Here is a 21,247-nt window from a genome sequence, read left to right as displayed (position 1 = left end):
AAATTAAATATACACTCGTTAAAAGTTTACCATAAAATGTAGTCTATCTTAAAATATTCTTATCAATAATTTTCAAATTAGCATCTAAGGTATAAATGATTGGTTCAGCATTCGCAACTTCTACCTTTACAATATCTTGATCATTTATATTTTCTATTTTTTTGATAAGTGCACGCAAACTGGAACCATGTGCAACAATCAACTGATCTTGCCCTAGCAAAAGTTTAGAAGCTATATGATCATAATAATAAGGCATTAAACGATTCTGTGTTTGATGTAAGCTTTCACCTCGTGGAATATTTTTTAAATCACCTATTTGATACCGACGATCGTTTGATGGAGTAGCTAAAAGCGGTGGTATACTTTCAAATCCCCTACGCCAACTCAAAACTTGTTTAGTGCCATAAACTCTTTTACTTATTTGTTTATTCATCCCTCTTAAAGCACCATAATGCCGTTCATTAAGACGCCATGTTTTATAAATGGGTAAATATAGGAAATTACAAATATCTGCTATTATATTGGCGGTAACGATTGCCCGCGACAAAACTGACGTATGTATAGCAGTCGGCAAAAAGTTATCTACCTTTTTTAATTTATAACCTGCTTGTTGAGCTTGCTTAATTCCTAATGGACTTAGAGCAACATCATCCCAACCAGTATATGTATTATTAGCATTGGCAATACTTTCACCATGTCGTACTAAAACCAACTTAACCAATTTAACGTTCACCTACAAATAGCAAAAATACGCCTAATAAAACAAAAATAATACCCAAAATTATAAAACCTATTATGCCCATCCTTCTTTTTTTAAAGCAACTTGATTTATCTTGTAAATCTTGTCTACGATTAAATGCATATGCTAAATCATATAAACCAACAATAATGACAATAATTGCAGTCCAAATACTAACCTTCATATCTATTTTTTCTTACACCTCTTACTCAAATCAATAATAGTTCTATCCAATGTTTTCTTTGAAATATGATATATATCTTTTGATTTTTGTACAGTAAATTTCTTGGTCTGGTTAACTAATTTTGTTGTTTTTTGTCTAATAAGAGGCCATTCTTTTTCTTGTATTTTTTTAGAAAGTGTAACTGTTTTATTCTTCAATAAAGCCAATTCCTTGGAAAAAATTTCTGAATCTAATTTCATATTTATACCTTCTTTGTAAAAAAACTAGTCCAAATTATTATTCGAAATCATATTATTATTTAAACCGCGATTACGTTCGGCTTGTAAAGTAATATGATTAATGCCAAGTGGTAATAATTCTTGACCCACTTTCACATAAATATTTTCTAGATCTTCAATCTTCATATCTGCAGAAACATTGATGTGAGCATCCATCATTATTAGTTTATCAGAATACTGCCACAAATGAACATGATGTACATGTTCTATTTCATTAATTTTCAATATTCGTTGCTTAACTTGTTCTAAGTCAATGCAAGGATTAGATTCCATTAAAATATTTGCTGCTTTATAAGTAATTTTCAAAGCTTCAATTAAAATAAAAATGGAAACCAGAATTGTTAACACTGGATCAATCCAACGCCAATTCCAAAATTTTATAATCAATGCTGCAATAACTACTACCACACTAGATAAAGCATCAGATAACATATGTACAAATGTTGATTTAATATTGATATTTTTTTTAGTATCATTGTGCACTGCAAACATTGATAAAATATTTGCCATTAATCCTATAATAGAAACTATTAACATCATATTTCCTTTTATAGGCTCAGGATTTTTCAAATTCAATAAAGCTTCTACAAACAAGACTATACAAATCGCTATCAAAGTAATTCCATTTGCAAATGCAGCTATTATTTCTGCACGGTCATAGCCAAAAGTTTTGGTATTACTTTTATTTTTACGACTTATTCGATGAGCTATAAATGACATTATAATAGCTCCTGTATCACTTAAATTATGCAAAGCATCAGAAAGTAAGGCTAATGAGCCACAAGCAATTCCACCTATTATCTCGGCAATAGTAATGATCAAATTCAATATGGTAATCCATATCAATTTAACTGATGTATAATCTTTTTTCAATGACAAACTCCTATTTATATATTAATTAAATCGCTATTATTTATATTATAATCAACAATTTCAAACTTACCTGACTGATTAAAAATTCCACGTGTCATGCTACCATTGGTAGGGAATTCGATATCACCTTTTCCTGAATACTGTGTCCAATATTTAATACCTAGACTTTTAATGAAGTCTCCGTGTGTGACTAACAAAACCCTATTTAATCCGTCTGATTCCTCTTTAATTTGATGAACCGCTCGCATAATTCGGTCGTCTAACTCTTTTGCATTTTCAGCTAAATGACGTTCATCAGCTTTCTTGGTTGCATTTCTAAATTCTTTAATCCCCAAAGTGTCGATAATTTTACATACATTTGTTTCTGGCTTCATTCCACCAGCAATAGAAACCTGTCGCCACGTCTCATAAATATCATCGCCTTCAAAGCCTCCAAAAAAGACCTCTCGAAATGCAGGTAATTTTTTGATTTTTCCAATTTGAGAAACCATATTATAGTCTTTAATCAAATGTACAGTATCAATTGCACGTTTCAAATCAGAACTATACATTCTATCAAAGTGAATTTGCGACAAATTAGATGCAGTTACCCGTAAATCATTAATACCTTTAACAGTTAATGGAGAATCAGCCCATCCTTGCACCTTATTTAATTGATTAAACATCGTCTCTCCATGACGAATCAAATATATTTCAGTATACATATATGCTCCTTTCTTCAATATTTATTATGTTATATCAATGTTAACAAATTTTTGAAAGTTAAAAAACTATATTTTATACTTGTTTAACATATTACATATAATTTACCATAAGAGTACAATATTAGCATGATAGGAGTGATTATATGGTTAGAACTGCAGTAATTTTTGCAAATGGTTGTGAAGAAATTGAAGGTTTGTCGATTGTTGATATATTAAGAAGGTTGAACATTGAATGTGACATGATCGGACTAGATTCTTTAGATATCACTGGTGGTCATAATATCAGATTTAAATGTGACAAATTAATATCAAATGACTTATTAAATTATGATATGGTAGCTTTACCTGGAGGTATGGGAGGTACGCAATTACTAGCCTCTAATATTGATCTACAAAACATCATGAAAAAAAGATTTGCAAATAAAAAGTGGAATGCAGCAATGTGTGCAGCTCCTTTAGCTTTCAGCAAATTTGGTTTATTAAAGCAAGCAAATTATACCTGCTATCCTGGATTTGAAAAAAATATTTCCCGGGAAAACCCACAAGCTACTTTTGTTGATGATTTAACCGTCATAGACAATAAAAACAAGCTTATTACAAGCAGAGGTCCTGCCACTGCAATGTCCTTTGCATATGCTATTGCCCAAACTTTGCAATGCAAAACAGCAGAGATTGAATCAAATATGCTTTATACTTATTTATTGAAAAAAAGCAGAGATTAACCATCTCTGCTTTTTTAATGATGTGATGATACTAAATTACAAAGTACGACACCAATAATTATTAATATTATTCCAATTAACTTAGGCAGCGGAAAAGATTCATGCCATAACAAATATGAAACAATACCTGTAAAAATAATACCTACACCACACCATGTAGCATATGCTACACCTAATGCTATAGACTTTAATGATAGCGAAAACAAATAATAACACAAGCAATACGATATGATTGTTCCAAAAGAATACCACACATTAGTAAAATTATTTGATAATTTTAAAAAAGCAGTCGCAATTATTTCAAAAATAATTGCTAATATCAATTCAACATAACCCATATATTTTAACCTCTAATGCTTTTATTTTTTATATGATTTACTTTTTCTTTTTACGAATCCAAAAAGCAATCAAAGACACTAAAAATAATACTGCAGTACTTACAATTGTTATAGGCATTTTTTTATTTTTCTGTACATGTCTTTTCATTGACTTAACTTTACTAAATATAGATTTTGATTTTTTCTTTACTATATTGTTTTTATTTTTCTTAGTAATATGAGATTTAACTATAGTACTTGCGTTGGCTTTTTTAGCTGGGACTTCTGGTGCACTTGGAGTCTTTGGCTTCTCTGGTGTTACTGTAACTTCTGGTACACTTAGGGTCTTGGGCTTCTCTGGTTTCACTGAAACTTCTGGCACACTCGGCATCTTTGGCTTCTCTGGATTTACTGAAACTTCAGGTGCACTTGGGGTCTTGGGCTTCTCTGGTGTTTCTGGAGTTTCAGGTACACTCGGCGTTTTCGGTGTTTCTGGTGTTACTGGAACTTCTGGCACACTCGGCGTCTTGGGCTGCTCTGGTTTCACTGTAACCTTAGGTGCACTTGGGGTCTTGGGCTGCTCTGGTGTCACTGGAACTTTTGGTTTACTTGGTATCTTCGGTGTTTCTGGTGTTACTGTAACCTCTGGTGCACTTGGGGTCTGGGGTTTTACTGGAACTTCTGGTACACTTGATGTCTTTGGCTTCTCTGGTGTTACTGTAACCTCAGGTTCACTCGGCGTTTTAGGCTTTACTGATTTCACTGGAACTTCAGGTTTACTTGGTATCTTCGGTGTTTCTGGTTTTACTGAAACTTTTGGCACACTCGGAGTTTTCGGTGTTTCTGGTTTCACTGAAACTTCTGGCACACTCGGGGTCTTTGGCTTTTCTGGTTTTACTGAAACTTTTGGCACACTCGGCGTCTTGGGCTTTTCTGGTGTTACTGGAGTTTCAGGCACACTCGGAGTTTTAGGCTTTACTGGTGTTACTGAAACTTCAGGTTTACTTGGTATCTTCGGTGTTTCTGGTTTTACTGAAACTTTTGGCACACTCGGCGTCTTGGGCTTTTCTGGTTTTACTGGAGTTTCAGGCACACTCGACGTCTTTGGCTTCTCTGGTGTTACTGGAACTTCTGGTACACTCGGCGTCTGTGGCTGCTCTGGTTTTACTGAAACTTTTGGCACACTCGGCGTCTTAGGCTTTACTGGTTTTACTGGAGTTTCAGGTACACTCGGAGCCTTGGGCTTCTCTGGTTTTACTGAAACTTCTGGTGCACTTGGGGTCTTTGGCTGCTCTGGTTTCACTGGAACTTTTGGCACACTCGGTGTCTTGGGCTTTTCTGGTGTTACTGGTTTGACTGCAATCGATTTTTCATGATTTTTATTAACGGCGTCACTAACAATTTTATTAACCATATCATCAGACACTGCAAGATCAATTTTTGCTAAATAATCAGCTTTTTCTTCATTCGTTAAATAATTCATAGAATTGATCTTTTGCTTAGCAACACTTATAGACAAGCTCAATTTCTCTTTTTCTACTTTAGCTTGTTTTTCTAAACTAGCATCAACATTTGTACTTAGTTGCTCTAAACTTTTTATTGTACTATCTATTTCATTTAATCCTAAGCCAAAATCTACCTTGTTGGAAATATCTGCTAATTGCTTTTGATAATTAATATCACGTTCTTTCAACTTAACTATCTTACGGTTTATTTCTGATATCTTTTGATTAATATCTTTTATTTTTTCATCGTAATTTATTTTATTTTGTTTAAACTCTTTTTCTGATTGATCCTTAGATTTTAACAAACTAATTTCATTATTTATATATTTAAATAATTCACTTAATTCACCTAAAGTCATACCATCTAACTTAACATCATCAATCTTAATTTTTTTGATCTGAGCTTGATTATCTGGTTCCATTTTAGACAAATTATCATCATTTAATATACTCTTGATCTTATTTTTGAGAATTACTAACTCCTGCTTAGCACTGGCATCCCTTTGATTATGCAACTTTTGAGCACCTTGTAATTGAGTCACAACGGTAGTAGAATCTGAAGCTTTGTCAATTGCTTTTAAATAATTTTGGATTTCTTTATATGATAAATAAGCATATGCCCTAATCTCATGTTCTGCCTTAATTTTTTGATCAATCAATTTTAAAATTTTATCTTTATTTGGAGATTGTTCAATTTCATTGATTTTGTTTATAAGGTTTTCCAAAGTTGATTTTTCATCGCCTAAAGATGCCTTAATATCAGGAGTCAATGTATTAAGATAAATTAATTGTGAATTAATCCGATCTCGATCAGCAGGTGTTACTAAATTTGTTGATATATTTAACGTAGGTAATAATGAATTATGTATTATTGTTACTTTATCTTTTAAATTAGCCTGCTTGGCTAAAATGCTCGATCTCTTCTTTTTTATGTCCAAAAGCAATTCACGTTGCTTAATTAAATCAGGCTCTTTTTTAGCTTGTTCTGATTCTTGTAAAATGTTATCTATGTCTGTTTTATAAATTGAATATGAATTATTCCTATCTTTTTTTAACTGCGTAATTAATTTATTAATATTATCATCAATCACAGTATGATAGTTTGCTTGAGTTGATTCTATCTTATCTTCTATGGCATCTAATTTAGCTCTTTCATCAGTTAGTAAAGCTAACGTAGCTGCGTTTTGTCTTCGCCATTGATCGTTTGCAGAAACTAATAATTTCTTATCATCTATAGATATTTTGGAGATATCTTTATTAAGCAAAGTGCTAAATCTTTCTTTAAATTTATTAGCTTTAGCGAAATTATCTTTTTGCAAATAAACTGTTCTGCTTAACTCTTCATATTTTTCTAGTAAGATAGCACTAGCTTGATAATATACATTTGTTGCTACTGCTCTTGTAGCTACAGATTTTGCGAAATCATATTCTTGTAACCATGAATGTTTAATTTCATCCGATTCATTAACAAAACTATTTTTAAATTGTTGTAATTGGCTAAGTAAATTTTCTTTGGCTTTAATATTTTCAAAAGTTAAAATTTTGCTTTGCAATGCGTCTAAGTGCTCTTTTGATGCCTTAAGCCTTGCTTTATCAAAACTATTCAAAAAATTATATTGATAAAATGCATTATTGACCTGTTCTGTTACTTTATCCAAATTTTCTAATGTTATCTTATCGACAGACAAACTCAAAATTTCATTATTATTTTTCTTAAATTCAATATCATTTTGCATAGATAATGCATTTTTCTCTAAAAATTGTAATAAGTCATATAAATGCGTCTTTTCGTGGGTTAAATCGCCTTGAACCTCACTAGATAAAGCTAATAAATTATAATAAGCTACAACAATATTATTATAATCATTCAAAGATACATTCTTTTCATTTAGTTCGAGTTCTGTCTTAAACTGTTGCTTAAATTCATTCGCTAGTTTCTTATCTTGAGCCCTTAGTAACTTTCTCTCTAAACCTAATATTATTTCGGAGTTGTTCGTTTTTATTTGTGAATATTCAGGTTTTTCTTTCAATTGCTTAAGAGCATTTGTAATAATATTGATATCTTTATCAGTAACATCAGATATACTCTTTGTCAAAATTTGCTGATTATTCTTATTAAACGTTTCTAATAATTTACTATCATTTTGTTTTTGATATATAGTGTTTTTGATAATAATTTCGTCACGAAGAAGATCGTACCTTTTTTTAGCCTTATTTAATTCTTGAATATAATTAATATTTTTTGGATCTAATTTATTAATATCAGTTTTAAGTAAATTAAGATCACCAAGACATAATTTTGCTTGATCTAATTGAGATAAAGATTCAATATTATTCTTAAATTTTTTCAAATCTTCAACTAACTCATAATTAAATTGCTGTTTTGCTTTTTGTTGCTTTTCTTGATAAGCGGCAACAGCTTCTTCATGAGGAATTTCAAAAGCAAATTTGGTAGCGGCTGCATAAGAACCTGTTCCCTTAGCAGATATAATCTTTAATTTGAAATACTTTGTTTTTGTACCATCAGGTAGTTCAACAACCTTAGGAGATTTGTAATTAGGTGAGCTATAAGTAAATTCACCCGCCTTAACTTTGGTAAATTGTTTTCCATCATTACTAATGTAGATCTCATACTTCAAAATATTTCCATTTTCACCATTATCCAACCTAGGTGTATAATAAAATTTTTTAAGAGTATATTCTTTATTAAATCCAATAGTTATATATCTATTACTATCTCCAGCCCATTTAGTATGCCAAAAATTATTAGCTGTACCAGTTCCATTAATTGTATTTACAGCAGCTTGATTAGTATCATTTTGTTGTGACGAATATTGAACAACTTTCATATTACCCAGCATTATGTCATCTGCAATTTGATTATCATTCGTAAATTCCAATTTTTTAACATCACTAGCAAAACTCTTATTGGCTGCTTTTTCACGCACTAACACAGTGCATTTACCACTCAAATCAGGAACCACGTTACCATCAATCCAGTTTTGACCATTATCTAAAGAATATTCCATATTGTGATTTAATCCAACAATAATATTTTCTTGATCATCAGCCCGTACAAAACTAGGTAACACCTGTTTAGCTAACTTAATTTGAATTGCCTTTTTCATTCCTTTAAGTCGAAGTAATATTCCATATTTTGTATTTAATTGTGCTATTTCACTTGATGTTAATGATGGCGAATTTGTAATTGAACTATGCCAAGTAATACCTCCATCAAAAGAATATTCTGTATCTGGATGTACATTTTTCAAATTATATCTATTCTTACCACTAAAAGAAAAATCACCCAATACACTATTATATGAGTTATATTCCTTTTGATATTCATCCTCTTTCATAACATCACGTGCAATGGAATTAGTAACAGAATCTACTTGTTGAATATAATTAATAGCAAAATCAGTCAATAAATATCTATCTTGTGCAAATCCCTTCTTTAACGGACTCAAAAGATCAAGCATTACTTTAGGATAATTTTTAAATGTACTTAATATCTTTTTTGACAATTCATAATAGTCCTTGGCTGTTGCGGAACGATTATCTTTTAATTCATTAATTTGATCGCGATAAACAGGTACAAAACACGGAACCAGGGTAGTAATTTTTTCAGCCAATGAGTTTTTAAGTAAACCAGGCTGTACATTTTTATAAAATTCATAATACTTCAAAGCTTGTTGATAATTACCCTTATCTTTTAAAATATCACTAGCTAAAATATTATAAGTCGTATTATAACCACTAGATCCACCCGCTAAAAGAGTTGCTGTACCTCCCTGCGATCTACCCCATGAATAAATTTCATTCCTACGCGTCCAACTGCCATCATCCCTCATATACGTAACTGCAGCGTGACCAGGCTGACCAATAACATTAGCAGGTACACCAAAAGACTTTAAAACCACAACATCAAACTTTGAGACAGATCCACAAACTCCACCTAGTTCAACAACTTTTTCCAACGTAGGATTATCACCATAAAAGCCACCCTTTTGCACATCATCTCCATATTTATTAAAAGGATTATATGCTATATATTTATAAGTTGCATTAGATAATTCATCATTATTAAACAACAACTGGGGATTTTCACGTTTAATCTTATCTCTAATCCAAATAATATCTTCATCAGAAATTTCCGCATTGACTACATGCCGCAATAATTCAACAGATAAAGTTTTAAAAATCGGTCTCAAAGCACCGGGAGTATTATTTAGTGTACTATAAATATCATATCTTTTAATTGGATCACTTTTTAAATTGGAATTAGCCCAAAAATTTATATTGCCATTAGCATATTCAAGTGCCACAGCCATGGCAATTTTTTGCTTTTCAGAATCGCTTTTTAGGTCTGGATCATGATCCAATAATTCTTTAAACACTTTCAAAAAGCCAATCTGATTGCCGCCTCTTGGTAAAGAAGCTGTATTATAGCTGTGCAATAATGACAAATTATTAAAAAGCCAATTCAAATACTTAATATTGGATTTATCCGTCATCATATACGAAAATAATCGAGCTTTACCCATACGTTTTAAAAAATAATATTGTTCAAAATTAAGGTTATAGGGTGCATCATTGATTTTGTTATATGAAAAACCGGGATTTTCATTGGCAAGGTCTGGTATTTTTTTATCTTTTAAATCTAAGAAATAAAACTTAGGATCTGCGAGAATAGAGTGATCTGAGCCATTATATCCTAATGAATCAACAATTATCTTTAATTGTTTTTTACCGGCGATATTCATCAGAATATGTTGGGTATTATTACGGTTCACTTTTCCACTAGCATAATATAATTCATCATCTAAATAGATTCTAAATTCAACCTCACCAGTTTTGGTATCATCAATTCCTAAATAAGTTTCAAAAATATTAGATTTTATCTTAGATAAATCATAGATCAAACATGCATCTGCATGAGCTGTTATTCCCTTAGCAAATTCATGTTCCTGGCCATTAATTTTTAACTTTATTTTTTTGCCATCAAGGGTTTGATCTACCTTATAACTACCCCAACCAACTTTAGGAGCTTGTACAAAAGGAATATCTTCCAGATATTGATCCACTTTTATTGGTTGATCAAATTTTGGATTTTCCACAGATGCATAAACATGCACCTGGGCATTATTATAATATATTCCACCAGCTAATAAGGAAGCTAAATAAATTGTGGATGTTAACTTTGTATTATGGCATTTTTTCATAGATAAACCTCTCCTACTTCTATCCCCAAGGGTACCACGTCTTGATTTGTCCATGCTAACATATTTTGATACATATTTGAAATAATAAGGCTATAAAAAAAGCATTTGCAAACGCAAACGCTTTTCTTCATACATATATCCAATATTAACGCTTAGAGAATTGGGAAGCTTTTCTGGCTTTCTTCAAACCAGGCTTCTTTCTTTCCTTCATTCTTGGATCACGGGTCAATAACCCAGCTTTTTTCAAGCTACCACGAAAATCAGGATCAACTTCTAAAAGTGCTCTAGCAATTCCATGGCGAATTGCACCTGCTTGACCAGAGAAACCACCACCATTAACATTAACAATAACGTCATATTGACCTTCTGTTTCAGTTAATGCTAAAGGTTGCTTCAAATCTTTAACCAAGTTTGGATATGGAATATATTCCGTAACGTCTTCCTTGTTAACAGTAATCTTACCATTACCAGGTACCAAACGAACGCGAGCAACCGAATTCTTACGACGACCAGTGCCGGCATATGCTGCTTGTTGTGCCATTTATCAAAACCTCCTAGATTAATTTATTAATGTCCAATGTTTCAGGCTTTTGTGCTGCATGCTTGTGATCTTCACCAGCATATACATGCATCTTTAAAAATTCTTGATGTCCAAGAGTATTTTTAGGTAACATGCCTTTAACAGATAACTCAACTAATCTTACAGGATTGTTAGCAAGCAACTCACCTGCTGCTGTTGCTCTCAAACCACCACGATAATCTGAATGGTGGTAGTAAATCTTATCAGTTGACTTTCTACCAGTCAACTTCAACTTAGCTGCGTTGATGATAATTACATTATCACCAGTATCTACATTAGGTGTGTATTGAGGCTTATTTTTACCTCTCAAAATCGTTGCTACTGCAGCAGATAAACGACCAAGTGCAACATCAGTTGCATCAATAACATACCACTTACGTTTAATATCACTAGTTTTTGCTAATGGGGTAGTACGCAATTTTAATTCCTCCGTTTTCTTGTGTTTGACATACAATAAGTTTCCGGGGCCTATCGTGGACAAACATACAATTAATAATTTACGTCCTTTTTGTGCAAATGTCAATCTCTTTTAGCAATAAGATTATACTTTTTAGGTAAATCATCATAAAAAACATGATATAGATACAATCCGCTGGCTGGTGCAGTATTTCGAGCTTTTTGTCGATCCTTAGCTAAAATTATTTTTTCTACATCTTCAACATCTTTTTGACCATGACCAATATCAATTAGCAATCCGGTAATAATTCTTACCATATTGTATAAAAAACCATCACCAATGACATCTAAAACTATTTCATCACCATTTTGCTCTAGATTAATATAAAAAATAGTTCTTACTTTATCAACTATTTGACCACCACTTGCAGCGAAGCTTGTAAAATCATGCTTTCCTAATAAATATGTTGCGGCTTTCTTCATTTTTAGCATATCTAATTTATAAGGGCAATGTCCTGTATAATTACGTCTAAAAGGGTCCGTAAATCTACTTTGATTAATAATATACCTATACCATTTGGCTTTAGTCGAATATTGCACATGAAAATCATCATTAACCAGTTCAGAATCTAAGAAAATAATATCTCGTGGCATTAAAGCATTTAAAGCCAGAAGCATATTTTTAGCTGGGATTACATTACCTGGATAATCAAAATGTATCACCTGCCCTTTGGCATGAACACCAGCGTCTGTGCGACCAGAGCCATGTACTATCACATGCTTCCCCTTTGTCATTTTTAATAATGCATCTTCAATAACGCCTTGTATCGTACGTTGATTTGGCTGTTTTTGAAATCCGTGAAATAAGGTGCCATCATAAGCCAAAATTAATTTATATCTCTGCATCTAATATCTTCTCAAAAGCAATAATAATCCAATCAATATTGCTAAACTTCCTAAATTTAATATATCTATAATATGCCATGCAAGTTGTCTATATCTACTTCTTGGCATTCCATCTCTATAGCCTCTTGCTTCCATAGCCACAGCTAAATCTAAAGCAATGCTTAGTGATCTTATGAATAAGGGAACTAATATGGGAACAATCTTTTTAATTTTCTCAATAAATTTTCCTGTACTAATATCTGATCCTCTTGCTTTTTGAGCATTAATAATTTTAGTAGCTTCATCCATTAACGTAGGAACAAACCTTAATGCAATAGACAAAACTAAAGCTATTTCACCAACTGGTACTTTTAAATACTTAAGAGGATGTATTAACCATTCAATTGCGTCGGCAATTTGTAATGACGTCGTAGTTAAAGTAAACACTGTAGACACAACGATTATAGTAATTAATCTAATACACATATATATTGACGAAATAATGCCATAATCAGTCACTTTTAAAAATCCAACACGCCACAAAACCTTACCTGATCCTGTAAATAGCAGTTGCATTATAACAGTAAATAATATTAGCCAGATTAAGGGTCTGATGCCTCGCCAAAAAAATTTGAAACTAATCTTAGTCATACATACAGCTAACAATGCAAAAACAAAAAGTACCGCATATGTTGACCAATTATTAGCCAAAAAAATTATCATTACAAATAAAAATGAAGTAATTAATTTACCACGTGGATCCATTTTATGAATTAACGAAGTACCTGGAATATATCTACCTATTAGAATATTATTCAATTATTTTACTCCTATCTGTTGTAAAATATCACCTAATAAATTAGACAAATCATTTGTTTTGGTGACTTTAAATCCCACTTTTTCCAAATCATCAATAAATTTTAAGATGCTAGGTCTAACTAATTTATGTTTGTCTAACCAATTTTTATCCTCAAATATTTTCCTAGGACTACCTTGTTTAATAATTGTGCCATTTTCCATAACAATAATATTATCTGAATAATGATATACCTCATCCATGTTATGACTAACTAAAATTACAGTATGACCATCTTGTTGATACTTTTTGAATAATTGCATTATTAATTTTCTACCTTGTGGATCTAAACTAGATACTGGCTCATCTAAACATAAAATATCTGGTTCAAAAGCCAACACACCTGCTATAGCAACTCGTTTCATTTGACCTCCTGAGAGATCAAATGGCGATTTATCAAATAATTCTGAACCAATACCAACAAACCGCAACCATTTTTCAGCTAACTGTTTTGCTTTATCAACACTAATTCCAAAATTAATTGGCCCAAACATTACATCTTTTAGTACAGTATCTGCAAATAGTTGATTTTCCGAAAATTGAAAAACTAATCCTATATGCTTTCTAAGAATAAATAACTTTTTTTCATCAGAATTAACATTAATAACCATATTTTTTAATGATATCGTTCCCGTGGATATCTTAATCAGACCATCTAATGCTTGTAATAAGGTTGTTTTACCACTACCAGTATGACCTATTACTGAATTGAATGTATTTTTTTCAATAACAGTATTAATATCATTCAATCCCATAGACGAAAAGGCAGTTTCTCTTCCATAAGTATATCCTACTTTTTCGAACTTAATTGCCATAAATAATTTACCAACTCCTTTTGACCTATGATTTCTTCTGGAATATTGACACCCATTTGTGAAAGTTGACTTTTAATTTTAAAAACAAATGGTAAATCTAATCCCGATCTTTCTAATAATTGCACGTCATTAAATATTTTTCTAGGATGATCATATCTTAAAACTTTTCCTGCTTTTAAAATTAATAACTTATCTGAATATATGGCTTCTTCCAAATCATGTGTAATAGAAATAACAGTATAATTATTTTGCTTTTGTAATTTTTTTATTAATTTTAATATTATATTTTTACCATCGGGATCCAACATACTTGTTGCTTCATCTAATATTATTATTTTAGGCTTAATGGCTAGTACACCTGCTATAGCAACTCTTTGCTTTTGCCCACCTGATAACATATTTGGTGCTTTGTCTGCAAACTTTAACATATCAACTTGTTTCAATGAATCAGTTACAATGCCTATCATTTGATTTCTGTCTATGTTTCTATTTTCTAGGCCAAAAGCAACATCATCTGCCACTGTAGCACCTACAAATTGATTTTCTGGATCTTGAAAAACAATACCTATTTTGTTTCGAATATCATATAAAGTATTATCTGACAATTTAATACCATCTATAATAATATGACTATCTTTATCAGATTTTGGCACTAATAAACCATCTAAGATTTTAGTTAAAGTTGACTTACCACTACCATTAGGACCTACTACTGACACCCACATTCCTGAATCTACAGTAAATGAAACATGATCTAGTGCAAGCTGGGAGCTATCATAATACTGATATGATATATTATTAACATCTACAATTTTATATCCCATTTTGCTTAACAGCTCCTTCTCAATAAAAAAACATATACTGAAACTATTTTACCAAAAAAAAGGCAAAAAAAAATCATCCACGAAGAGGGATGTCGATAAACATCTAAGCTAGACTAGGCATAAGCCACCATCATCACACTTATTCTCGCTTTCGTGAAAGATTTATATCATGATATATTTATATTTAAACTAATTCAATAATTACCATTGGTGCAGCGTCACCTTTACGAGGCATTGCTAATTTATACATTCTAGTATATCCACCATTACGGTCTTTGTAACGAGGTGCTACATCACTGAACAATTTCTGTAATGCAGTTTTAACAACTAATCCATCTTTTTCTTCATGAATATCTGCAATCTCATTACGTACATATGCGGCAGCTTGTCTTCTAGCACTCAAGTCTCCACGCTTACCTAATGTAATCATTTTTTCAACTGTCTTACGGATCTCTTTACCGCGAGTTTCAGTAGTCTCAATACGTTCATTCATAATCAACTGAGTAGTCAATGCTCTAAGCATTGCTTTTCTATGAGCACTATCACAGCCTAATTTACGGTATGACATGAATTTCCCTCCTTAATACACAACCTAATCTTCCTTACTAAAGGAAAGACCAAGTTCGGTAAGTTTATTCTTTACTTCTTCTAATGATTTACGTCCTAAGTTACGTACACGCATCATATCTGCTTCAGATTTATTATTCAATTCTTGAACGGTATTAATTCCCGCACGCTTTAAACAATTATAGGATCTTACAGAAAGATCTAATTCTTCAATGGTCATCTCAAGCTTTTTCTCGTTAGATTTGTCTTCTTTTTCAATCATAACATTAGCAAATTGATCACTCATATCTGCAGACATAAATACTTTAAAGTGTTCTTCAAGAATCTTTGCGGCAAAACTAAGGGCATCATTAGGTGTGATTGAACCATCCGTCCACAATTCTAAAGTGAGTTTGTCATAATCATCTCTCTTACCCACACGTGCATTTTCAACTTGATAATTAACTTTTTTAATAGGTGAAAAAAGCGAATCAACTGGAATTACACCAATAGGCATATCATCAGATTTATTTTCACTTGCCGGAATATAACCACGACCATTTTTAATTGCGATGCTCATATGCAAATGACCACCTTCAGCAATAGTACAAATATACTGATCAGGGTTTAATATTTCAACATCAGCATCGACTTTAAGATCTGCAGCTGTAACAACTGCTGGTCCTTCAACATCAATTTCAACCATTTTTTCTTCATCAACTAAGAGCTTTAATTCCAATTTCTTTAAATTAAGAATTATTTTGGTTACATCTTCTCTTACGCCTGGAATTGTTGAAAATTCATGTAAAACACCATCAATCATAATGTAAGAAAGTGCCGTACCTGAAATTGAAGTTAATAAGACACGACGGAGTGAGTTACCTAAAGTAGTCCCAAAACCGCGTTCTAAAGGTTCGACAACAAACTTACCATATGATTCTTCTTGATCTATAACGGTTATATTTGGTTTTTCAAATTCAATCATTACTGGGCCCCTTTCAAAACGGAATGTCCTGCACGCAGGATAATATTAGACACGACGACGTTTTGGTGGTCTAGAACCGTTATGCGGAACCGGAGTCACATCACGAATAGCAGTAATTTCAAGACCAGTAGCTTGAAGTGCTCTAATAGCAGCTTCACGTCCAGCACCAGGACCTTTAACAGAAACTTCAACATGTTTCATACCTTGGTCCATAGCAGTCTTAGTAGCAGCTTCTGCAGCCATTTGTGCAGCAAATGGAGTAGATTTACGACTACCCTTAAAGCCTAATGCACCAGCTGAAGACCATGCAACTGCATTTCCTTGTACGTCAGTAATCATTACCAACGTGTTATTAAACGTTGAATGAATATGAGCTACGCCGCTTTCGACATGTTTCTTTACACGGCGCTTACGTGCTGTTTTCTTTGCAGCCATTAACTTAACCTCCTATTATTTTATCTCTTGCCCTTTGAACCCTTACGAGTACGAGCATTATTTTTAGTATTTTGTCCACGAACAGGTAATCCTCGACGGTGGCGGATACCACGGTAAGAACCTATCTCGACCAAACGCTTAATATTTAAGTTAACTTCACGACGAAGATCACCTTCAACGCGGAACTTATCTACTTCACTACGAAGCTTTTCTTGTTGTTCTGGAGTTAAGTCACTTGTACGAACATCTTCAGATACTCCTGCTGCTTCACAAATAACTTTAGCAGTAGGTTCACCAATACCATAAATATAAGTTAATGCGATAACAATTCTTTTATCTCTTGGTAAGTCAACACCAGCAATACGTGCCATTAATTGCACCTCCTATTTCTTTAGTAATTATATTAACCTTGACGTTGTTTGTGTTTTGGATTTGCAGAGCAAATAACCATAACACGACCATTTCTTTTAATAATTTTGCAATGCTCACACATTGGCTTAACAGATGGTCTAACTTTCATGTTTGCCTCCGTAATTATTTGATAAAACGATAAGTAATTCTACCCTTTGTTAAATCATAAGGGGATAATTCTACAGTAACTCTGTCACCAGGTAAGATCCTAATGTAATGCATTCTAATCTTACCTGAAACATGGGCTAATATTGTAGCACCATTCTCTAATTCAACTTTAAACATAGCATTAGGCAAAGTATCTATTACTTTACCCTCAACTTCTATGACGTCTTCTTTAGCCAAAATTGTTCCTCCAAATTGACAACTAGCCACACTAAGGAATTATAACACGGATATCAAAAAAAACAATGAGAGATCCTATTTCTTCAGAATATCATATATTTCTTCAAATACCTTGTCGGGGGTTTGCTCACCATTTACTGATGACAATATTCCTTTTTTATCGTAGAAATCCTTTAAAGGCGTATTCATTTTCTTGTTAACCTCTAAACGATTCTTTACTACCTCAGGTTTGTCATCATCACGCTGATAAAACTCTGAACCACCGCAACGATCACATTTACCTTCAACCTTTGTAGGATTAGAAATTTTATTGTAGGTTGCTCCACAGGCCTTGCACATATATCTAGCTGATAAACGCTTAATCAAAACATCTTCACTAACATCAATAGAAATAACATTAGTAAGTCTCTTATCTAAACGCTTAGTAATATCTTCCAATAATTCAGCTTGAACAGTAGTACGAGGAAATCCATCTAGAATAAATCCTTTTTCTGTGTCCTTCTGTTGAAGTCTTTCTTCAACCAATTTGGCTGTAACTTCATCAGGAACTAAATTACCATTATCAATATAACTTTTAGCTTCTAGACCTACTGGTGTTTCATTAGCAATCGCTTCTCTAAACATATCACCAGTCGAAATATGTGCTAAATGAAATTCATCTACAATACGCTCTGATGCAGTTCCTTTTCCTGCACCAGGCAAGCCTAAAAGAATTAAATTAATCATTTCTTTATCCTATCTAATAAATCCAACATATTCACGCTTCATTAACAGACCATCAATTTGGCGAGATAATTCAAGCACTACACCAATAACAATTAATAAACTAGTACCACCTAATCCAATAGATTGCGGTAAGTTCCACATATTAGTTGCTAACTGAGGCAAGAGAGCTACCAATCCTAAAAATATGGCACCAACAGTTGAAATACGCATAAGAATTTGAGATACATATTTCTGAGTATCCTTACCTGGCCAAACACTAGGTATATATGCACCTTGCTTTTGCAAATTTTCAGATAATTTCTCTGGATTAACTTGAACAAAAGCATAGAAAAATGTAAACAAAACAATCAAAAATGTGTATATCAATGCACCATATGTAGTTTGTAAGCTAAATATCTCTTGGCAAACTTGGAACCACTGATCTCCACCATGATTTAGTCTGAACGCTTCCAAAATTGTTGCAGGCGTCACAATGAAAGAACTGGCAAAGATAACAGGAATAACACCAGATACATTTATTTTTAATGGTAGAAAACTTTCAGATCCACTCAAAGTTGCTCTACGAGTATATTGTATTGGTACTCGTAAATCTGCTTGCTGAAACCATGTAACAAATTTAGCTACTAAAAAGATAATAATGAGCATACCAATGAAGAACAAAATACCATTAATCCTATCACTAGAAGATGTATTAATAATACTATCATTAAACAACTTGTATAGACCATGAGGTAATCTGGCGATAATACCAGCAAAAATCAACACAGATACTCCATTACCTAACCCTTTGTCAGTAATTTCATCACCCAACCATGTTAATAACATTGTACCGGCCGTCATAATAATTGCTATTTGTACATATGTCTCAACAGTTTGTGTGCGAACCAAGCCCATTTGCGTTAATACGTTAAAACCTAATGTAATACCGATACTTTGGATAAATGCAACGACTAAAGCTAAATATCTAGTAACCTGATTGGTCTTTCGACGTCCAACTTCACCCTGTTTGCCCCATTCAACTAACTTAGGAACAATATCCATTTGCAAAAGTTGAATAACAATCTGGGCTGTTATGTAAGGAGATACACCCAAAGCAAAAATGGAAAATGTATCTAACCCACCACCACTTATAGTATCAAGCATAGGTATCAAGTTTTTAGCAGAACTATTAGCTAATATAGCTAAAGCCTTTGCATTAATACCAGGGACAGCAATGTTAGCTCCTATACGATAAAGTAAAAGGATAAACAAAGTGTAGTAAATCTTACCTCTTATTTCTTTGTCTTTAAAAGCGTTCTTCAAGGTAGTGAACATTAAATCACCTCAACAGTTCCGCCAGCAGTTTCAACAGCCTTCTTAGCTGATTCTGATACTTTATTAACTTTAACAGTTAATTTAACATCTAATTTACCGTTAGCTAACAATTTGACACCAGCAAGTTCTTTTTTAACAATACCTGCTTCTTTTAATGAATCGATAGTCACTTCACTACCAGCTTCAAATTTGTTAAGATCGTTTAAATTAATAATTGCATATTCTTTGCGGTTAATGTTGTTAAAACCACGTTTTGGCATTCTTCTGTACAAAGGCATTTGTCCACCTTCAAAACCTAAACGAGTTTTACCACCTGAACGTGCTAATTGTCCTTTTTGACCACGACCTGATGTCTTACCATAACCACTAGAAGTACCACGTCCAACACGTTTTCTATTGCGACGAGAACCTTCTGTAGCTTTTAATTCATTAAGCTTCATTAATCGAGCACCTCCTTAGATTCTATATAATTATTTACTAACCTCTTCAACTGAGATTAAATGTGCAATCTTCAGTAAAGCACCACGAGTTGCAGCGTTATCAGGTAAAACAACATTGCTGCTAACTTTTCCTAATCCTAAAGCCTTAACAACTTTTCTTTGATTAGGAAGACGGTGAGCGGCACTTCTAATTAAGGTAACTTTTAATTCAGTCATATTCTATTCTCCTTAATCTTCTAAGCTCTTTGCAGATTCACGAAGTTTTAATACTTCCTCGCGAGTCTTTAACTTCTTTAAACCGTCCATAGTAGCACGAATTACATTGATTGGAGTGTTTGATCCCAATGATTTAGAAGTAACATCAGAGATACCAGCTAAATCCATAACAATACGTACAGCACCACCAGCTGCTACACCGGAACCAGCTTCAGCGGGCTTAAGCATAATGCTACCTGAACCAAAGTGTCCTAAAACATCATGTGGAATAGTAGTACCAACAACAGGTACTTCAATCATTCTCTTCTTACCAGCTTCTACAGCCTTGCGAATTGCTTCAGGAACTTCTTGAGCCTTACCAGTACCAAAGCCAACATGACCTTTTCTATCGCCGACAACAACCACGGCTGCAAATCTCATGCGACGTCCACCTTTAACAACCTTGGTGATTCTGTTAATAGCTACTAATTGATCTTCAATATCGTCTTTTTTACGATCTTTACGAGAATCGTTGTGGTTTGCCATTAGTTAATTCTCCTTTCCTAAAACTCTAATCCGTTTTCACGAGCTGCTTCAGCAAGAGCGGCAACACGACCATGATACAAGTAACCACTTCTATCAAAAACTACTGTCTTAATGTTCTTCTTAGATGCTGCTTCAGCTAAAGCCTTACCTACTTGAGCTGCCTGTTCAATCTTAGAACCTTCAGCTGTAATAGCTTTATCATTTGTTGAGGCACTTGCGAGCGTTACACCCTCTACGTCATCAATTAATTGAGCATAGATGTTTTTGTTTGATCTAAAAATACTTAAGCGTGGGCGCTCTGCAGTACCAGAAATTTTACCACGAATACGTCTGTGGCGCTTTGCGCGCAACTTGTTTTTATCTGGTTTTGAAATCACAATTTCACCTCAAAAATTTCTATT

The 21,247-nt window shown here is 33.0% G+C and carries 26 protein-coding genes; 1 reads left to right on the top strand and 25 read right to left on the bottom strand.

Annotation, left to right across the window (positions count from 1 at the left end; genetic code table 11):
- Positions 1–43: 43 nt before the first annotated feature.
- The 5 genes from HMPREF0520_RS03070 to HMPREF0520_RS03050 are packed head-to-tail and all read right to left on the bottom strand — an operon-like array spanning position 44 to position 2,778.
- Positions 44–721, bottom strand: coding sequence for a 2,3-bisphosphoglycerate-dependent phosphoglycerate mutase (locus tag HMPREF0520_RS03070; RefSeq protein WP_006732429.1), 678 nt, complete (start codon positions 719–721; stop codon positions 44–46).
- 1 nt (position 722) lies between these two features.
- Positions 723–923 carry a hypothetical protein gene (locus HMPREF0520_RS03065; RefSeq protein ID WP_006729449.1) on the bottom strand — a complete coding sequence of 67 codons (201 nt, stop codon included), beginning with the start codon at positions 921–923 and terminating at the stop codon, positions 723–725.
- A gap of 2 nt (positions 924–925) precedes the next feature.
- Positions 926–1,162, bottom strand: coding sequence for a hypothetical protein (locus HMPREF0520_RS03060; protein WP_006729448.1), 237 nt, complete (start codon positions 1,160–1,162; stop codon positions 926–928).
- 24 nt (positions 1,163–1,186) lie between these two features.
- Entirely contained in the window at positions 1,187–2,074 is an 888-nt protein-coding gene (locus tag HMPREF0520_RS03055; RefSeq protein WP_006729447.1) for a cation diffusion facilitator family transporter, read from the bottom strand.
- Between the two features lie 14 nt (positions 2,075–2,088).
- The gene (locus HMPREF0520_RS03050; RefSeq protein WP_006729446.1) at positions 2,089–2,778 is read right to left on the bottom strand and encodes a histidine phosphatase family protein; all 690 of its coding nucleotides are present in this window, start codon (positions 2,776–2,778) and stop codon (positions 2,089–2,091) included.
- 143 nt (positions 2,779–2,921) lie between these two features.
- On the opposite strand from HMPREF0520_RS03050, the gene HMPREF0520_RS03045 reads away from it, so the two are divergent.
- Positions 2,922–3,500, top strand: coding sequence for a DJ-1 family glyoxalase III (locus HMPREF0520_RS03045; protein WP_006729445.1), 579 nt, complete (start codon positions 2,922–2,924; stop codon positions 3,498–3,500).
- A gap of 14 nt (positions 3,501–3,514) precedes the next feature.
- On the opposite strand, the gene HMPREF0520_RS03040 is transcribed toward HMPREF0520_RS03045, so the two are convergent.
- The 20 genes from HMPREF0520_RS03040 to rplR form a co-directional block, all read right to left on the bottom strand.
- The gene (locus tag HMPREF0520_RS03040) at positions 3,515–3,838 is read right to left on the bottom strand and encodes a DMT family transporter (RefSeq protein WP_006729444.1); all 324 of its coding nucleotides are present in this window, start codon (positions 3,836–3,838) and stop codon (positions 3,515–3,517) included.
- 37 nt (positions 3,839–3,875) lie between these two features.
- Positions 3,876–10,547, bottom strand: coding sequence for an NPCBM/NEW2 domain-containing protein (locus HMPREF0520_RS03035; protein WP_010221941.1), 6,672 nt, complete (start codon positions 10,545–10,547; stop codon positions 3,876–3,878).
- Between the two features lie 145 nt (positions 10,548–10,692).
- Entirely contained in the window at positions 10,693–11,088 is a 396-nt protein-coding gene (gene rpsI, locus HMPREF0520_RS03030) for a 30S ribosomal protein S9 (protein WP_006729442.1), read from the bottom strand.
- A 13-nt stretch (positions 11,089–11,101) separates the two neighbouring features.
- Positions 11,102–11,545 (bottom strand): 50S ribosomal protein L13, encoded by a 444-nt coding sequence (gene rplM, locus HMPREF0520_RS03025; RefSeq protein WP_006730488.1) that lies wholly within the window; start codon positions 11,543–11,545, stop codon positions 11,102–11,104.
- A 101-nt stretch (positions 11,546–11,646) separates the two neighbouring features.
- Positions 11,647–12,429: a tRNA pseudouridine(38-40) synthase TruA gene (gene truA, locus HMPREF0520_RS03020; RefSeq protein ID WP_006729440.1), complete on the bottom strand. Its 783-nt coding sequence runs from the start codon at positions 12,427–12,429 to the stop codon at positions 11,647–11,649.
- Positions 12,430–13,227: an energy-coupling factor transporter transmembrane component T family protein gene (locus HMPREF0520_RS03015; RefSeq protein WP_006729439.1), complete on the bottom strand. Its 798-nt coding sequence runs from the start codon at positions 13,225–13,227 to the stop codon at positions 12,430–12,432.
- The gene (locus HMPREF0520_RS03010; protein WP_006729438.1) at positions 13,228–14,079 is read right to left on the bottom strand and encodes an energy-coupling factor transporter ATPase; all 852 of its coding nucleotides are present in this window, start codon (positions 14,077–14,079) and stop codon (positions 13,228–13,230) included.
- A complete protein-coding gene (locus HMPREF0520_RS03005) occupies positions 14,055–14,903 on the bottom strand; it encodes an energy-coupling factor transporter ATPase (protein ID WP_006729437.1) in 849 nt (282 codons plus the stop codon). The genes HMPREF0520_RS03010 and HMPREF0520_RS03005 overlap by 25 nt, the downstream gene beginning before the upstream one ends.
- Before the next feature lie 184 nt (positions 14,904–15,087).
- Entirely contained in the window at positions 15,088–15,471 is a 384-nt protein-coding gene (gene rplQ, locus HMPREF0520_RS03000) for a 50S ribosomal protein L17 (RefSeq protein WP_006729436.1), read from the bottom strand.
- Between the two features lie 24 nt (positions 15,472–15,495).
- Positions 15,496–16,434 carry a DNA-directed RNA polymerase subunit alpha gene (locus HMPREF0520_RS02995; RefSeq protein WP_006729435.1) on the bottom strand — a complete coding sequence of 313 codons (939 nt, stop codon included), beginning with the start codon at positions 16,432–16,434 and terminating at the stop codon, positions 15,496–15,498.
- 45 nt (positions 16,435–16,479) lie between these two features.
- A complete protein-coding gene (gene rpsK, locus HMPREF0520_RS02990; protein ID WP_006729434.1) occupies positions 16,480–16,869 on the bottom strand; it encodes a 30S ribosomal protein S11 in 390 nt (129 codons plus the stop codon).
- A 20-nt stretch (positions 16,870–16,889) separates the two neighbouring features.
- Positions 16,890–17,240 (bottom strand): 30S ribosomal protein S13, encoded by a 351-nt coding sequence (gene rpsM / locus HMPREF0520_RS02985; protein WP_006729433.1) that lies wholly within the window; start codon positions 17,238–17,240, stop codon positions 16,890–16,892.
- A gap of 32 nt (positions 17,241–17,272) precedes the next feature.
- Positions 17,273–17,389, bottom strand: coding sequence for a 50S ribosomal protein L36 (rpmJ, locus tag HMPREF0520_RS02980; protein ID WP_006729432.1), 117 nt, complete (start codon positions 17,387–17,389; stop codon positions 17,273–17,275).
- A 14-nt stretch (positions 17,390–17,403) separates the two neighbouring features.
- Positions 17,404–17,625, bottom strand: coding sequence for a translation initiation factor IF-1 (gene infA, locus HMPREF0520_RS02975; protein WP_006730493.1), 222 nt, complete (start codon positions 17,623–17,625; stop codon positions 17,404–17,406).
- Positions 17,626–17,700: 75 nt separating this feature from the next.
- Positions 17,701–18,351, bottom strand: coding sequence for an adenylate kinase (locus tag HMPREF0520_RS02970; protein WP_006729430.1), 651 nt, complete (start codon positions 18,349–18,351; stop codon positions 17,701–17,703).
- 9 nt (positions 18,352–18,360) lie between these two features.
- A complete protein-coding gene (gene secY / locus HMPREF0520_RS02965) occupies positions 18,361–19,665 on the bottom strand; it encodes a preprotein translocase subunit SecY (protein WP_006729429.1) in 1,305 nt (434 codons plus the stop codon).
- Positions 19,665–20,105, bottom strand: coding sequence for a 50S ribosomal protein L15 (gene rplO / locus HMPREF0520_RS02960; protein WP_006729428.1), 441 nt, complete (start codon positions 20,103–20,105; stop codon positions 19,665–19,667). The genes secY and rplO overlap by 1 nt, the downstream gene beginning before the upstream one ends.
- A gap of 30 nt (positions 20,106–20,135) precedes the next feature.
- Entirely contained in the window at positions 20,136–20,321 is a 186-nt protein-coding gene (rpmD, locus tag HMPREF0520_RS02955; RefSeq protein ID WP_006729427.1) for a 50S ribosomal protein L30, read from the bottom strand.
- Between the two features lie 12 nt (positions 20,322–20,333).
- Positions 20,334–20,846, bottom strand: coding sequence for a 30S ribosomal protein S5 (gene rpsE / locus HMPREF0520_RS02950; RefSeq protein WP_006729426.1), 513 nt, complete (start codon positions 20,844–20,846; stop codon positions 20,334–20,336).
- Between the two features lie 17 nt (positions 20,847–20,863).
- Positions 20,864–21,223 carry a 50S ribosomal protein L18 gene (rplR, locus tag HMPREF0520_RS02945; RefSeq protein WP_006729425.1) on the bottom strand — a complete coding sequence of 120 codons (360 nt, stop codon included), beginning with the start codon at positions 21,221–21,223 and terminating at the stop codon, positions 20,864–20,866.
- Positions 21,224–21,247: the final 24 nt, after the last annotated feature.

The organism is Lactobacillus iners DSM 13335 (genome assembly GCF_000160875.1).
Taxonomy (GTDB): Bacteria; Bacillota; Bacilli; order Lactobacillales; family Lactobacillaceae; genus Lactobacillus; species Lactobacillus iners.
Note: the sequence above shows the minus strand (reverse complement) of the source record. Positions and strands in the feature narration are given on the sequence as shown.